The 17,119-nt window shown below is 32.9% G+C and carries 10 protein-coding genes and 1 pseudogene; 6 read left to right on the top strand and 5 right to left on the bottom strand.

Going from position 1 to position 17,119, the window contains the following annotated elements:
* Positions 1–271: 271 nt before the first annotated feature.
* Positions 272–1,426, bottom strand: a complete 1,155-nt coding sequence (xerA, locus tag BST83_RS08800) for a site-specific tyrosine recombinase/integron integrase (protein ID WP_240614709.1) — start codon at positions 1,424–1,426, stop codon at positions 272–274.
* Between the two features lie 1,016 nt (positions 1,427–2,442).
* On the opposite strand from xerA, the gene leuC reads away from it, so the two are divergent.
* The 6 genes and pseudogenes from leuC to BST83_RS08770 form a co-directional block, all read left to right on the top strand.
* Complete coding sequence (gene leuC / locus BST83_RS08795) at positions 2,443–3,843, top strand: 3-isopropylmalate dehydratase large subunit (protein WP_104809472.1); 1,401 nt, start codon at positions 2,443–2,445, stop codon at positions 3,841–3,843.
* Positions 3,844–3,934: 91 nt separating this feature from the next.
* Complete coding sequence (leuD, locus tag BST83_RS08790) at positions 3,935–4,534, top strand: 3-isopropylmalate dehydratase small subunit (protein WP_104809471.1); 600 nt, start codon at positions 3,935–3,937, stop codon at positions 4,532–4,534.
* 22 nt (positions 4,535–4,556) lie between these two features.
* Positions 4,557–6,077 carry a hydroxymethylglutaryl-CoA lyase-like TIM-barrel protein gene (locus BST83_RS08785; RefSeq protein ID WP_104809470.1) on the top strand — a complete coding sequence of 507 codons (1,521 nt, stop codon included), beginning with the start codon at positions 4,557–4,559 and terminating at the stop codon, positions 6,075–6,077.
* A gap of 167 nt (positions 6,078–6,244) precedes the next feature.
* A complete protein-coding gene (leuB, locus tag BST83_RS08780) occupies positions 6,245–7,300 on the top strand; it encodes a 3-isopropylmalate dehydrogenase (RefSeq protein WP_104809469.1) in 1,056 nt (351 codons plus the stop codon).
* 131 nt (positions 7,301–7,431) lie between these two features.
* Positions 7,432–7,596 carry a transposase gene (locus BST83_RS08775; RefSeq protein WP_104809468.1) on the top strand — a complete coding sequence of 55 codons (165 nt, stop codon included), beginning with the start codon at positions 7,432–7,434 and terminating at the stop codon, positions 7,594–7,596.
* Positions 7,597–7,840: 244 nt separating this feature from the next.
* Positions 7,841–8,836 (top strand): annotated as a pseudogene (locus BST83_RS08770) (IS4 family transposase); the annotation flags it as partial.
* Positions 8,837–9,332: 496 nt separating this feature from the next.
* On the opposite strand, the gene BST83_RS08765 reads toward BST83_RS08770, so the two are convergent.
* From BST83_RS08765 to BST83_RS08750, 4 genes are all read right to left on the bottom strand, one after another.
* On the bottom strand, positions 9,333–12,578 hold the full coding sequence (locus tag BST83_RS08765; RefSeq protein ID WP_104809466.1) for a S41 family peptidase: 3,246 nt from the start codon (positions 12,576–12,578) through the stop codon (positions 9,333–9,335).
* 226 nt (positions 12,579–12,804) lie between these two features.
* On the bottom strand, positions 12,805–13,734 hold the full coding sequence (locus BST83_RS08760; RefSeq protein ID WP_104809465.1) for a peptidylprolyl isomerase: 930 nt from the start codon (positions 13,732–13,734) through the stop codon (positions 12,805–12,807).
* A gap of 158 nt (positions 13,735–13,892) precedes the next feature.
* Positions 13,893–15,455, bottom strand: a complete 1,563-nt coding sequence (locus BST83_RS08755; protein ID WP_104809464.1) for a hypothetical protein — start codon at positions 15,453–15,455, stop codon at positions 13,893–13,895.
* A 5-nt stretch (positions 15,456–15,460) separates the two neighbouring features.
* The gene (locus BST83_RS08750; RefSeq protein WP_104809463.1) at positions 15,461–17,053 is read right to left on the bottom strand and encodes a peptide chain release factor 3; all 1,593 of its coding nucleotides are present in this window, start codon (positions 17,051–17,053) and stop codon (positions 15,461–15,463) included.
* Positions 17,054–17,119: the final 66 nt, after the last annotated feature.

Raw genomic sequence — 17,119 nt, 5'->3', positions numbered from 1 at the left:
ATTTTTATAATAACTGATTTTTTCTTTAATATTATTATCACTACAAGATGAAGAAAAAACATTAAAGATATTATTAATATTAAATTAATAATTTTTATTCCCCCCATATTTGCTTGATTTTTTTTTAGGTTTAATTTCCTCTTTTGGACTAATTCTCAATTTTTTCTAACTTTAAAAGCAAAAAGTTTATTTAAAGAACTTTCGTTTTAGATTAACTTTTTCGCTAGTTTTTTACAACTGGTTATATGTAAACAAATATATTGGTTTTTGGTTAAATATCGCCGGATAATAAAAGTTTTCCCTTGTCATTATCGCGATTGTTAATTTTCTGTAAAGCCACGTCTAACGGATTTTGAATATCCATTAAATCCTTTCTTTTTACATGTGTATATATCATAGTAGTTTCAGGTTTCGCGTGCCCTAACAACGATTGAATGTATCTAATATCAACACCGTTTTCTAATAAATGGGTTGCATAACTGTGGCGCAATGTATGCGGAGTAACATTTTTCTTAATCTTTGCTTTTAAACAACTCCTTCTTAAAAATTGTCGCACGCTTTCGGCACTATATTTTCCGCCATTTTGCCCCTCAACAAAATAGATTTTTGGTTTATAAGAATTATAGTAGTTAGACAAAAGTGGTAAAAAACTATCCGCTAAACTTACATACCGATCTTTTCTACCCTTTCCGTTTTTTACAATAAGCTGTTTTCTTTCAATATAAAAATCGGCCAACTTCATGTTAATCAATTCGCTAATTCTTAATCCGCAAGAATATAATAAAGCAATAATAGCTCTATGTTTTAAATTTTGAGTGTTTTGTATAATAGATAAAACTTCTTCTTGAGATAAAACACTCGGCAGTTGTCTAGATCTTTTTGGTCGCTCTAAAACCAAATCATTGATTTTTGTTTGCGGATAAAACACAATAAACAACTTTAAGGCACTTACAAATTGACGTTGTGAACTAATCGAATAGTTACGTTCTATAAAAACTTTCTCTATAAAAAGCTCTACATCTCTGTTGGTAAGTTCTTCTAAAGCTTTCTTTGTGTAAAAATTAATGAAATCAGCAACAAAAAAGGTATACGTCTGCAAGGTGCTCGTACTATATCTCTTCCCCTTTAAATAAAGATAAAAATCATTCAAAAGTATTTTTTCACTAGCAGTTAAATTCCGTTTAAACAACTCCTTTTTAGGGAGTTTGTCAAAATTAACAGGGGTAATATCCTTAAAAATTTCAGTAACTAGTTGTATGTTTTCTTGTGTAAAATTAAGATACCAACTTTGCATAGATCTACTCCATCGAGCATCCTTTAACTTTTTTGTTAAATTGATAAGAGTATCATTAAATTCAAACTTTAAAAGTAACTTCAGTTCTTTTTTATGACTCTTTTGTTCTAAAAATATAGTAGGATATGGCACTTCTTTATCATTTTATAGCTCTTTAAAAGTAAAGGTTTTTTTTGAATTATAGATGTTTTAAGAATATTTTTTTAAAAGTGGACGTATTATCAAACATAAAAGGAGCTACTATTAAAAAGTTAGGCAGGCCTTAATAGTAAAAGGGAGTAACAATTGTTAGATAAAGACTTTTTTTTATGCTGATAATCTTGATTAAGTCATAAAAGTGATAAAGTCAGTTGGCAATTGCATTTTGCCTACTTTAGAAAACGCTGAAACCAATTTAAATCAATGTAAAAATTACCAATGATTTTTAAATATTCTATAAACGTATCAACAAAAATAAAAACAAGTGGCTAAACAGGCATGATTTTAGAAATTAGATAAAGAGGCATCTTTTTATGTTTAAGTACGCAATCCTTTTCATTTTTAGAGGAGTTTTTTTTTACTTTATAAACAGTTAAAAATCAGAAAGTTTAGCTGGTTTAAAACACCCCCTTTTCATAGATTTAAACTTGCTTTTTTAGCCTCAAAACAATTTATAGACTAAGTGTCTGGTTAAAATATTTTAGTTGGATAAACATTGTTCATATAAAAAGTAGAATTTAAGAAAAACAAAGAAAGTCTAGATTGCCATCCAAATATTTAGAAACCCATATAATTTTTAGGAGAGGTAAAATGTTAACTATTCAAAGGATACTTCATAGTTAAGTGGTGATTCAGTCAGGAAAGGCATCGTTAGTCCATATCAAGACCACACCACGGCCTTATCAAGTCTATAGTTTGGTCATATCTAATTCTTGTTAAGTTGATGTAAATCTTACTAAAAAGTAATAAAAATAGAAGCAAAGAAATTACTACCCTATAAAATAAATAGACATCGTATTTTAGTTTAGCTTAACTAATTGAAAACTAAATAGATATAAGTCTTTTTAACAGTTGGGGATAATATACTCAAAAGTTGCAATAGCAATAGAACACAATAAAACTGTACTTTTGATAGCTTAGTATAAATAGATTCATAAAAGTTACAAAAAATGGCAAAAACATTATTTGACAAAGTATGGGATTCACACGTTGTTCGTCAAGTTAAAGACGGACCTGATGTGTTTTTTATAGACCGTCATTTTATCCACGAAGTTACAAGTCCTGTTGCGTTTTTAGGATTAGAGAGTAGAGGAAACAGTGTTGTATATCCTGCGCGTACATTCGCAACTGCAGATCATAACACACCAACTATAAATCAACATTTACCGGTAGCAGACCCTTTGTCTGCAAATCAGTTAAATGCCTTAGAAAACAATGCTAAAAAGCACGGAATTACGCATTGGGGTTTAGGAGATAAAAACAACGGAATTGTACATGTTGTTGGTCCAGAAAACGGAATTACCTTACCTGGTGCAACTATTGTTTGTGGAGATTCGCACACATCAACACATGGTGCTTTTGGTGCTATTGCTTTTGGTATTGGTACATCAGAAGTAGAAATGGTGTTGTCTACACAATGTATTATGCAACAAAAACCTAAAAAAATGCGTATCAACGTAAACGGAAAATTAGGTTTGGGTGTAACGCCCAAAGATGTTGCTTTGTATATTATTGCAAAACAAACAACTTCTGGTGCAACCGGTTATTTTGTTGAATATGCTGGAGGTGTGTTTGAAGAAATGTCTATGGAAGGCAGAATGACGGTGTGTAATTTATCTATTGAGATGGGTGCACGTGGAGGTATGATTGCTCCGGATGCAAAGACATACGAGTATATGAAAGGGCGCGCTCAAACTCCTACAGGAGCTGCTTGGGACAAAGCCATGAAATATTGGGATACTTTATATACTGATAAAGAGGCAGAATTTGATGTAGAATTTAATTATGAAGCAGCAGATATCGAACCAATGATTACCTACGGAACAAATCCAGGAATGGGAATGGGTGTAACAAAATCGATTCCAACTGCTGAAAGTTTAGAAGGTGGAGTAGAAACTTACAGAAAATCATTAGGATATATGGCTTTTAACGAAGGCGATTCGATGATTGGTAAGGAAATTGACTTTGTTTTCTTAGGATCTTGTACAAACGGAAGAATAGAAGACTTTAGAGGGTTCTGTTCTATCGTAAAAGGAAGACAAAAGGCACCGAATGTTACCGCTTGGTTAGTTCCGGGTTCACATAAAGTAGTAGATCAAATAAAAGCAGAAGGGTTAGATAAAGTAATCACAGATGCAGGTTTTGTTTTAAGAGAACCAGGTTGTTCAGCCTGTTTAGCAATGAATGATGATAAAGTGCCATCAGGAAAATTATCGGTTTCAACATCCAACAGAAACTTTGAAGGAAGGCAAGGCCCAGGTTCTAGAACATTATTAGCATCACCTTTAGTTGCGGCAGCATCTGCTGTGCAAGGAGTTGTTACAGATCCTAGAACGCTAATGACTAGTTAGCAGTTTACAGTCGCAGTTTTTAGTAAACTGTAAATGAAATAATAATAAGATAATAACTGCCAACTGAAACTGGCAACTGAATACTTAATAAATGGCTTACGATAAATTTGGAGTATTAACAAGTACAGCATATCCATTACCAATAGAGAATGTAGATACAGATCAAATAATTCCTGCTCGTTTCTTAAAAGCAACAGAGCGTGTTGATTTTGATGTAAACTTTTTCCGTGATTGGAGATACAATTCAGACGGAACACCAAAAGCAGATTTTCCTTTAAACAAAGAGATTTATGCAGGCTCTAAGATTTTAATAGGAGGTAGAAACTTTGGTTCTGGTTCTTCTAGAGAGCACGCAGCATGGTCTGTGTACGATTTTGGATTGCGTTGCGTAATTTCATCAGCATTTGCAGATATCTTTAAAAATAACTGTTTAAATGTGGGCGTTTTACCGGTTCAGGTATCTCCTAAATTTGCAGATACATTGTTTGCAGCAATTATGGCAGATCCTAAAACAGAAATTAACGTTGATTTACCAAATCAGAAAGTTACGTTACTTTCAACTGGTGAATCGGAAACTTTTGAAATAAATACGTACAAAAAAGACAATATGTTAAACGGTTTTGATGATATTGATTACTTAAAAAACATCGAAAACGAAATTACCGCTTTTGCCAAAACAACACCATTTTAAAAATAACTTTTAAGGTTGATGTATGGCACGTAGAAAGATTGAAATAATGGATACGACACTGCGCGATGGTGAACAAACATCGGGCGTGTCGTTTTCGGTTTCTGAGAAATTAACAATAGCAAAATTACTTTTAGAAGAATTAAAAGTAGATCGTTTAGAAATTGCATCTGCCAGAGTTTCTGAAGGCGAATTAGAAGCTGTAAAGAAAATTACTTCTTGGGCATCAGAAAATAATTGCTTAGATAAAATTGAGGTATTAACCTTTGTTGATGGAGGAAAATCTATAGATTGGATGCTAGAATCTGGCGCGAAAGTTCAGAATTTATTAACCAAAGGTTCTTTAAATCACTTAACGCATCAGCTTAAAAAAACACCAGCACAACATTTTGAAGAGATCAAAGCTACGATAGAATTAGCGGCGAAACATAATATTAAAACAAATGTATATTTAGAAGATTGGTCTAACGGAATGCGTAATTCTAAAGCTTACGTTTTTGAATACTTAGATTTCTTAACTACTCAAAAAATAGAACGCGTTTTATTACCAGATACGCTAGGGATTTTAACTCCGGATGAAACCTTTAATTTTATCACTGAAGTTCGCCAGAAATACCCAAATTCTCATATCGATTTTCACGGTCATAATGATTACGATTTAGGAGTTGCCAATGTGATGGAAGCCATAAAGGCAGGTGCAAACGGCTTGCATTTAACCATAAATGGGATGGGAGAACGTGCAGGGAATGCGCCAATGGCTAGTGTTATTGCAGTAATTAATGATTTTCTAAAGGAGGTAAAAATTACTGTAAATGAGAAAGCACTTAATAAAGTTAGTAAGCTTGTAGAAACATTTTCGGGCTTTAGAATTCCTGTTAATAAACCAGTAGTAGGTGCAAATGTTTTTACACAAACTGCAGGAATTCATGCAGACGGAGATTCTAAAAACAACCTCTATTTTAATGATTTAATGCCAGAGCGTTTTGGTAGAAAACGTAAATATGCATTAGGAAAAACATCAGGAAAAGCAAATATCCAAAAGAATTTACAAGACTTAGGAATCAGTTTAAATGATGAGGAACTTAAGAAAGTTACACAAAGAATCATTGAGTTGGGAGACAAAAAAGAAGTGGTTTCTCAAGATGATTTACCGTACATAATTTCTGATGTTTTAGACAGTGATAGAATTGAAAAACGTGTTATTGTAGAGAATTATGTATTAGGTCATGCAAAAGGAATGAAACCATCAACGACTTTGCAATTAAGAGTGGAAGGCGTTATGTATGAAGCGCATGCTCAAGGAGATGGACAATTTGATGCTTTTATGAATGCTTTAAAAAAGCTGTATAAAATACATAGTAAAAGAAAAATTCCTAAGTTGATAGATTATGCAGTTAGAATTCCACCAGGCAGTAACTCGGATGCCTTGTGTGAAACGATTATTACTTGGAGAAGAGAAAAACACGAATTTATTACACGAGGCTTGGATTCAGATCAAACAGTATCTGCAATTAAAGCTGCAGAAAAAATGTTGAATATAATTTAGTGTGCAGTTGCGGTTTTCAGTCTTGGATTCGACTGAAAACATGTTGTCAGTTCGAGTGATTTTCGATTTTTTTTAAAAATTGTATCGAGAACATTTTAGTGAAAATAAAAAAATATTAAATAAATTACTAGCTATTTATTTAGCAAATAGCCAAAAGCAAAAAAACAATGAAATTAAAAATCGCAGTATTAGCAGGAGACGGAATTGGGCCTGAAGTGATAGATCAAGCAGTAAAAGTATCTGACGCAATAGCTAAAAAATTTAACCACGAAATTACTTGGAGACCCGCTTTAACGGGTGCGGCAGCAATTGATGCAGTTGGTGAACCGTATCCAGATGAAACTCATGAAATTTGTGCGTCTTCAGATGCTGTTTTATTTGGTGCAATTGGTCATCCAAGATATGATAATGATCCATTGGCAAAAGTTCGGCCGGAGCAAGGGTTATTGAAAATGCGTAAAAAGTTAGGTCTGTTTGCAAATGTGAGACCAACGTTTACGTTTCCTTCTTTGTTAGATAAATCACCCTTAAAAAGAGAGCGTATTGAAGGAACTGACTTGGTTTTTTTACGCGAATTAACTGGAGGAATTTACTTTGGTGAAAAGGGTAGAAGAGATGGTGGAGAAACTGCTTTTGACAATTGTGTATACACCAGAGCTGAGGTTATTCGCTTGGCTAAAAAAGGTTTTGAATTGGCAATGACACGTTCTAAAAAATTGTGTTGTGTAGATAAAGCAAATGTTTTAGAAACTTCAAGATTATGGAGAGAAACAGTACAAGCAATGGAAAAGGAGTATCCAGAAGTTACCGTTTCTTATGAGTTTGTAGATGCGGTTGCGATGCGTTTGGTGCAATGGCCAAATAGTTATGATGTATTAATTACAGAAAACTTGTTTGGTGATATTTTAACGGATGAAGCTTCTGTTATTTCTGGTTCTATGGGATTAATGCCAAGTGCGTCTTTAGGTTCTAATATTGGTTTATTCGAACCAATTCATGGTTCTTATCCGCAAGCAACTGGCTTAAATATTGCAAATCCTATGGCTACAATTTTATCAGCAGCAATGATGTTCGAAAACTTTGGATTAATGGACGAAGGAAAAGCTATTAGAGATGCTGTAAACGATGCTTTAAACAAAGGAATTGTTACAGAAGATATAGCCGATGGAGCAAAAGCTTACGGAACAAAAGAAGTAGGAAATTGGATTGCAGAAAATATCTAATACATACTAATTGTATCTATTTAAAAAAGCGCTCGATTTTGGGCGCTTTTTTCTGTTCTACATTAATTTAAAGAGGATTGTTCTTTTTAGTATAATTTCAAGAACACTCCGAACTTATTCGGGGCTAAACTATAAAGAGCTTAACTGCTCGAGAGATTTTTAGATTGCATCCCGCAGTAAAGAGGTTTTTATGGGGCGTCAAATTTTGGACAAGTGGCTATTATATCAATACTGTCGTTCAATATGCAAATGAAGAAGTTATAAATAAATATGTTCAAGGTCAAGGAAAAGGTTAGCAGTATCAAAAGATACACAAGTCACAGCTTAAATTGTTTTGATACCTCGTGCCCTTGGGTCGAGGTCAATGTCATTAAGTTAACGATTTAAATAACTGATATTCAGATAATTAAATTAGTTATATTCAAATTAATTTCGTATATTTAACTGATAATCAATTAGATGTAAGATGAAAAAAAACACCTATTTTTATTTTTAAAAAGATCGGTAAAGAAATTTTTAGTAGTCAACTTAAAAGAAAGCTTTAGAGTTTCAGAAAAAGATTTTACAAGAACAAGAAAACAATCCTTTTCTAAAACCTTATTACTTATGATGAATTTTTTAACAAAAAGCCTTTCTATAGAAATAGAAAACTTTGTAAATCATTTAAGACGAGACTGCGGTCTATTAAGTTTAAAATCTTTTACAAAAAGTGCTTTCGTGCAATGTCGTAAAAAAATACAACCAGGAGTTTTTAAAAAATTAAGTGAGATGCTCATTGATGAATTTTATACCGATAATGAACTAGGAATAAAATTATGGAATGGATTTAGAGTTTTAGCAGTTGACGGTTCTTCCATTACGCTTCCCTTTACAGATGAGTTGAAAGGTATTTACGGTCTTGTAAAAAATCAAACAGATACAGGCGTCGTTCAAGCAAGGGTTTCTGTACTCTATGATGTTTTAAATAAGTATGTTTTAGATAGTCAATTATCACCAAAAAAAGAGGGAGAAAGGGCCTTAGGATTGCTACATTTGGTAAAAACTAAAGCACGCGACTTGATTATTTATGACAGAGGATATCCCTCTTATGATTTTATAAATACGCATTGCATAAAAAACATCGATTATTTGATGCGAATTAAAACAAGTTTTAGTGGCGTTACTAAAACTTTTATAGCCAGTAATAAAACAAGTCAAATTGTAGAAATTTTCCCAAGTAAAAACGCTGTTGTATCTGATAAACAATATGATAGAAATACCCCGATAAAAGTGAGATTACTTCGTGTGAAATTACCCAGCGGAGAAACAGAATTATTAATCACCTCTTTATTAGATAGCAAGAAGTATCCTAATAAAATATTCAAGGAACTATATTTTAAAAGATGGGGTGTAGAAATTTTTTACGATGAATTGAAAAACAAATTAAAAGTAGCGCATTTTTCAGGCTATTCCAACCAAAGTATTTTACAAGACTTCAATGCAGCTATATTCATTAGTAACGTACAGACACTAATCGTCAGCGATTTAGAAGATTAAATAATAGAGCAAACAAAAAACAGAAAGTTAACTTATAAAATAAACACCAATTTATCTTATGGCTTTTTGAAGAATAAAATAGTATCCTTATTTTTCTCTAATACAGATATGGAAGCTATTGTGGAGCAAATTAAAATACTGTTCAAACAAGAACTAGTCCCTATAAGACCCAATAGATCTTATCAAAGAAATATAAGGAAATATGTTAGAAGAGAGAAACCGAAAGTTACTAAAAATCAGAAAGATAGCATATGAAAATCTCTTAACTTAATGACATTGGGGTCGAGGTAGTTCATTAAATTAAATTTTTCGTGCTTTAGATAAAGGAAATAATAAACGCTAAATTAGTAAAAAACTGAATATTCTCTACAAACAATAAAAACTCTCAAATTTGGAGAGTTTTTATTGTTTTTAAAAATAAAATAATCATTTTATATTCATTAATTCTAAAACAAAATTTGCAGTTGTCTGAACTAATAAGTTGTTATTTAGAAATTTATTTTTTATTATTCTTAAATGATTTATTTGGATATTCAGGAACTCCCGGAACTTCTCTAGGATCATCTTTAATTAATTTTTTTAATAAATTAATTGCTTTCTCTAGTTGTGCGTCTTTGCCGTTAAAAGTTTCATGCGGTAGATTATCTATAACAATATCCGGTTCAAAACCATGCCCTTCTATTCGCCATTTACCATCACCATACACTCCAAACATTGGCGCTCTCGCAAGGCCATTATCACTTAAAGTATTGGCGCTGTTTAACCAAATTTCACCACCCCAAGTTCGGGTTCCAATGGCGGTACCTAAATTAAGCCTTTTAAATCCATCAGCAAAAGCTTCACCATCAGAGTACGTATTTTCATTAACAAGAATTACAATGTGACCTGTAAATGCGTAAGGCATATTCGCATATTGTTGTCCAGATCTTCCCTTCCAATACATCCATGCTTTACGAAGTAATTTCTCTAGAATAAAGCTATCAATATTTCCGCCCCAGTTGTATCGAACATCAATAATTAATCCTTGTCTGTTAAAAACAGGATAAAACTCTCTATAAAATTGATTAATATCATCTTCGCCCATTGCTCTAAGATGTAAATAACCAATAGCGTCATCAGATTCTTTTTCTACATGTAATCTATTTCCATATTCCCAGTCTCCGTATCTTAACTTGAAAGAATTGGCAATAGGAATTACAATGATATCTTTTGAAGTTTTTCCGCTCTTTATACTTAATCGAACTTGTTTCCCGACTTGGTTTCTAATTAATTCGCCAATATCTAAAGCAGATAAAGCATTTTTACCATTTACATGTGTAATGATATCGCCTTCTTTTACATCTAAATAAGGGTCATCTAAAGGTGATTTTTCGTCAGGATAATCTGGGTCAACCTTATAAATATACTCAATTTTAAATCCAGCATTAGCCTCATCACGCACTAAAACGGCGCCAAGATTTGCCACCGGAATATTTTTAGGATCACTTCTTAAATCACCACCTCCAACATTGGTATGTAAGGCCGATAATTCGCCCACAAAACTTCCTATTAAATCAGAAAGTTCGTCTCTTGTTGTAATTCGAGATATTAAAGGTAGATATTTAGCATGCATTGCATCCCAATCTACACCGTGCATATTTTTATCATAAAAATAATCACGTTCCATTCTCCACGCATCGGTAAAAATTTGTTGCCAGTCTTCTATCGGATTTATTGCAAATTTCCAGCCACTTAAATCAATGCTATTTTTATCGCTAACAGTGATTTTTTCTGTTGCTGCTTTTGCCATGTAAAAACCTTTTCCTTTTGAGATAAGAATTTTTTCACCATCAGTAGTTAATTTATAGTTTTTAACATCTTCAAGAATTGTAGTTATACTAATATCTTTATTGGCTATTTTAATTACAGATAAATGAGTTTTTGCATTCAAACCGGTTTCTGATGAAAGCACATATAAAGCTGTCTTGTTGAGCGTTAAGCTTCTGTAATTCCCTGGACTCACTGGCACTTCTATGATTCTTTCTTTAATGCCTTCCGCATCAATTAAAACAGTTACCTCTTTTTTATCACAGTCTTTACATTCTTCTTTGGTGTATAACTCATCATTTGGTCTAAACGGAGATCTTGTACCTTTTTGCAACGCAACATGATATATTTTTTCACTTGCATCAAAATAAGGTTCTGGTTGTCTTGTTCCCCAAGGTCCATCAACGATTGTAGTAAAACTCCTATCGGATATAAAATAAAGAAAGGTACCATCTATACTCCATGCAGGACTCGTGCTATTTGCTCTATCCGTAGTTAAATCGAAACTTTTTTTAGACTCTACATTGTAAATTTTAATTTGAGCCATGGTATTTTCTGCAACTTGCACAAAAGACAACCATTTACTATCTGGCGACCAAGAGTAATCTCTAATACCTTCTTGGTTTGTAGAAATTTTAGCACTTTTACCAGTAGCAATGTTTAAAATAAATAAATGTTCATTCAAATCGCTGTAGGCCATAAATTTACCATCTGGCGAAGGATTTCCTTCATATCTTAAAATTGTTCCGTCTTTAGTGATTGATTTAGAGTCTCCCATACCGTCAGCAGACATTGTAATAAATTCAAATTCACCGCTTTCATCAGAAAGGGTAATAATTTCTTTTCCATCCGAAGAGAAAGCTGCATCTCTATAGCGAACGTTTGATTTATCAGAAAAAGAAATAGTTCTTCCAGTTTCTACAGGAACTACAAATACCTTACCTCTTGCGGTGATTACAATTTTAGATCCGTCTTTATTTGTGTTTACATTGCTAATATATTCTGATGGATTTTCATCCCATTTTTCTCTAAGTTGTTCATGATCAGAAACTAATTTAATGTCGATTTTATTTCCTGTATTTGAAGCCAAATTATGCAGCCATAAATCTGCACCTAATTGATACACAATATTTCCGTTTGATATATTTGCATAGCGCACATCAAATTTATCATGTTTCGTTATTTGCGTTAATTCGCTGCCATCTTCGTTCATCGACCAAACATTCATCATTCCGTCTCTATCCGTAATAAAATATATTTTATTTTGATACCACATTGGGTGATGACTTTCGCCAACATACGCTGTAGTTAACTTTACAGCTTCTTTGTCACCTTCTGTAAATCGCCATATTTGTCTAGCTGTACCACCTTTATATCGTTTTGTTACATTTCCGTGAAAAGCAGGCCTTACAAAATAAACGGTTTTACCATCTTTATTAAAACTAGCTTCACTTGCTTGATCTAGCGGAATGAAACTTTTTACTTTTGATGCTGTATTTATTTTTACTAGTTGATCATCCGGTTTTTTGTTATACGCCCAAGTAGCATAAACAATATCACCATTTGGCGCCCAAGTTGTTGCAACGGATGCATCACTTTCATACGTCCAACGAGTCGTTAAACCACCGTTTATCGGGATTGTATAAATTTCCATTGGACCCTCATAATTTGCCGAAAATAAAACGGTTTTTCCATCCGGAGAAATAAAAGGAAAACGTTCTTCTTCTAAATGTGTGGTTAACCTTCTTGCCAATCCGCCAGAGATAGAAACCGTCCAAAGATCTCCTTCTGCAGAAAAAACGACGGTATTATTGTGTACATCTGGATATCTGTAATAACCTTCAAAGCCTTGAGAATAGGTTGTTGGGCTTAGTAAAAAGGTAAAAATAAATAAATAGAGGAGTTTTTGAATGCTGATGTTTGGTTTTGTGATCATTTGGTTTGGTTATTTTAAAAGTAATTTTCAACTTAATACTTACTGAAATAAAACAAATTAATTTTGGCTATGTATTTTTATATCAGAAGTATCTTTTTATTTAACAAGTAGTTGCGTTAAATTTACAAAATAAAATCTAATAGTCTTTTTAGTTTATTTAGAAAATATGATTACAAAAAAAACTCTCGAATTTCGAGAGTTTTTATATAAAAAAAAGGTAAAATAGTTATTTTACATTCATTAATTCAACATCAAAGATTAAGGTTGCATTTGGCGGAATTGCACCACCAGCACCAGATTCTCCATACGCTAAATGAGAAGGAATCACAAAACGGGCCTTATCACCAACTTTTAACAATTGAATTCCTTCATCCCAACCAGCAATTACTTGGCCAACTCCAATTGCAAAATCAATTGGTTCTTTTCTTTTGTAAGATGAATCAAAAACTGTTCCGTCTAATAATTGACCTTTGTAATGTACAGAAACATTAGCACCTTTTGTAGCTTGTTTACCAGTACCTTTTTGTAAAATTTGGTAACGTAAACCACTTTTAGTTTCTTCGTAACCAGCAGCAACAGAATCTAATAAAGATTTTTGTTTCGCTTTTACTTCAGCCTCTCTTTTTTCTCTTGAACCTTCAAAAGTTCTAAAAGCTTCAATAGCATTAAAAGCCTCTGCATCTGCACCAACTCTAATGATTTCTACTTTCATAGCATCACCTTGGGCAACTGCATCTACAATATCTTGGCTGTCTATAACAGTTCCAAAAACAGTGTGTTTACCGTCTAACCATGGGGTAGGAACGTGGGTAATGTAAAACTGACTACCATTTGTTGCGGGTCCAGAATTAGCCATTGCTAACTTTCCTGGAGCATCGTGTTTTAAATCTGGATGAAATTCATCATCAAATTTATAACCAGGATTTCCTGTTCCTGTTCCTTGAGGGCATCCTCCTTGAACCATAAACTCAGGTATTACTCTATGGAATTTTAACCCATCATAATATGGAGTTCCTTGACTTTTTGCAGAGTTTTCTAAGTTTCCTTCAGCTAAAGCTACAAAGTTACCAACAGTTCCTGGCGCTTTTACGTGTTCTAATTGTACTAAAATTTCACCTTTAGGAGTAGTGAATTTCGCGAATATTCCGTTATTCATTGTCTTAATTATTTTACTATTAGTGTTCTCGAGCGCAGTCGAGATATTTTGTTATTACTATTAGTTCTTGACTGCGCTCGAACTGACATTTACTATAATCTTATAAAAAAGTAAGATTTTTTTTTATTGATTTGATTCTGAAACAAGTTCAGAATACTTTATTTTTTTGAATTTAAAATTGATAAACCATAGCTTAAACCAATATTTATGTTTGATGAATTTACGTTTCCAAAAGGAGACCACATTCGTCCGCCAGCAATATTTAATGATACATCTTTATTTATATGATAATTGATTCCTGCAGTTGGTCTAATTAAAACACCTTCTCCAGAATCTACTCTTCCGCCACCAGCAACACCTCCTGAAGCTTCTGCAAATAAAGAGATTTTATTATTTGCAAATGTATTCGATTTTACACCTAATCCTAAAATACCATGCGCATAACCGCCGGATTCTCCTTCGTACGCAAAAGATGCTTCAGCAGCTATATAGAATCTTCTATTGATGTCGTAAATAATTTTTGTAGAAATTAATTGTAAATCACTATTCGGAATTCCGAATTTTGCAACATCAAAATAGGATTGATTTTGAACTCCTAATTGAATTCCTTGTGTTTTTATTTCTGATGATTTTTCGTCAGTAAAAGGATGTTTTGTACCACCACTTAATCCATAATATTTTAAACTGAAACCAGCGGTGTACGCCTCAAAAGTACCGCCAATTGATCTATGATATCCACCGTGAGTACTTATACCAAATTTGTCTGTAAGCTTTATATCAAATCCTGCACTTGGATAGAATGTTAATCCGTTTTCCGGAAAAATTCTACCACCTGCAGCACCAATTCCTACTTTAGCAAAAAAGTTAACATGTTTGGTTTCTATAACGTTTTTTCCTACTCCAAAAAAAAGATCCATAAATCCTGCAACCAAACCACTATACATTGCATCTACATGTGCGTAGATAAAAGTGTCATCCGTTAAATAACGTTGATATTCAAAACCAACAATAGAAAGCGTATTTGTTAGAGGTTGGTATTGTGGATCTGTACTTGCATCCGATCTAGAATCTCCTGAAGGAAAGAAGTAATCAAAAGTTATTTGTTGCACACTTTTTACGGCTGGTTTTGTCCAAAATTCATCTTTTGATGTGTTGTTTATTGTAAATTTTTTTTGCGCAGCTGCATAAGAACTTGTTCTTAGCAAACTCGGAATTTCAACAAAAAAAGAGACATTATCACTCTTCTGAATTCCTGTAAAGAAGTTTACATAACCATATTGAACCCCAAAAGAATAACCATCCTTTTTGTATTGTAAGCCCGCATTTGGATAGATAATTCCACCTCCATTTACAAGTGAACGATATCCACCGCCACCGCCAAAGTGAATATTTGCATCAAAATAGACGTTTTTATATATGGGCGTATTTACGCCAAAATTAATACCTAATGTAAATAAACCACCTTGATCGCCAGTAATTGCGGTATGAAAACCAGCACCTGTATACAACCAATCTGTTATAGGAATGTTATAATTTAGACCAATAAAACCCATTGTTGGTTGTAAATTGTAGCTAACTTGCTGATGAGGTTGATGCACCAAAATATAATTTAAACGGATGCTATTATGTAATTCTTTTCCTTCAAGTTCCGATAAATTATATGTTTGTGAATAATTTTGTAAACTGATAAAAGTAAAAAATAAAAGCACTAAATTTTTCATGATTCCTAACCTTTAAATTCGCTTGTAAAGTGCAGTTTTACTGATGGGTATTTGCTCTGTGTCATTTGAATAGTAAACTCAGAATCCGCTAAAAAAACTAACTGACCTTCTTTGTCTTTTGCTAAATAGCGTTGTTTAACACGCTTAAATTCTTTGAATTCATCGTTTTTAATATCTTTTGGTTCTACCCAACACGCTTTGTGCACACTTAAATTTTCATACGTACATTTTGCACCATATTCGTGTTCTAATCTATATTGAATTACTTCGTATTGCAAAGCACCAACGGTACCAACCACTTTACGACCATTCATATCTAACGTAAATAATTGAGCAACACCTTCATCCATTAATTGATCTAAACCTTTAGCTAATTGCTTAGATTTCATTGGGTCTGCGTTGTTTACGTATCTAAAATGTTCTGGAGAGAAACTCGGAATTCCTTTAAAGTTAAGTATTTCACCTTCGGTTAAAGTATCTCCAATTTTAAAGTTTCCAGTATCGTGTAAACCAACAATATCTCCTGGAAAAGACTCTTCTACTATTTCTTTTTTCTCTGCAAAAAAGGCATTCGGACTAGAGAATTTTACTTTTTTACCATTTCTAACATGCAAGTATGGCGAATTTCTTCGAAAAACTCCGGATACAATTTTAACAAACGCTAGTCTGTCTCTGTGTTTAGGGTCCATATTTGCGTGAATTTTAAATACAAAACCAGTTAGTTCTTTTTCTTTAGAATCAACTAAACGTTCTTCCGCTTTTTTTGGTTGAGGTGAAGGAGCAATCTCTATAAATGCATCCAATAATTCTTTAACACCAAAGTTATTTAAAGCAGAACCAAAAAATACAGGTTGTAGTGCGCCATTAAGGTATTCAGTTCTATCAAATTCTGGATACACTTCCGTAATTAATTCGATGTCTTCGCGTAAAGTTCCCGCTGCTTTTTCTCCTATAATTTTGTCTAATTTAGGATTTGCTAAATCATCAAAAACAACTCCTTTAGAAATATTTTGTTTATTATCACCAGAAAAAAGATTTAATTTCTTTTCCCAAATATTATAGATTCCTTTAAAATCATAACCCATTCCAATAGGGAAGCTCATCGGCGTAACTCGTAAACCTAATTTTTGTTCCACTTCATCCAATAAATCAAAAGCATCTTTACCTTCTCTATCCAATTTATTGATAAAAACCAACATTGGTATTTTACGCATTCTACAAACTTCAACTAATTTTTCGGTTTGTGGTTCCACACCTTTTGCAACATCAATTACAACAATAACGCTATCTACAGCGGTTAAAGTTCTAAAAGTATCTTCTGCAAAATCCTTGTGACCAGGCGTATCTAGGATGTTTATTTTTTTATTTTTGTAGATGAAAGCCAATACAGAAGTAGCTACAGATATTCCACGTTGACGCTCAATTTCCATAAAATCGGAAGTTGCGCCTTTTTTTATTTTGTTATTTTTTACAGCACCAGCTTCCTGAATTGCGCCACCAAATAATAATAACTTTTCTGTTAAAGTAGTTTTACCAGCATCTGGATGCGAAATAATACCAAATGTTCTTCTACGTTCTATTTCTTTTAAAAAACTCATCTACAAAATTTGAGGTGCAAAGATAGGTTTTATTCTATAATTTTTTTCGAATACAAATGGATATAA

Source organism: Polaribacter filamentus, from assembly GCF_002943715.1.
Taxonomy (GTDB): Bacteria; Bacteroidota; Bacteroidia; order Flavobacteriales; family Flavobacteriaceae; genus Polaribacter; species Polaribacter filamentus.
Note: the sequence above shows the minus strand (reverse complement) of the source record. Positions and strands in the feature narration are given on the sequence as shown.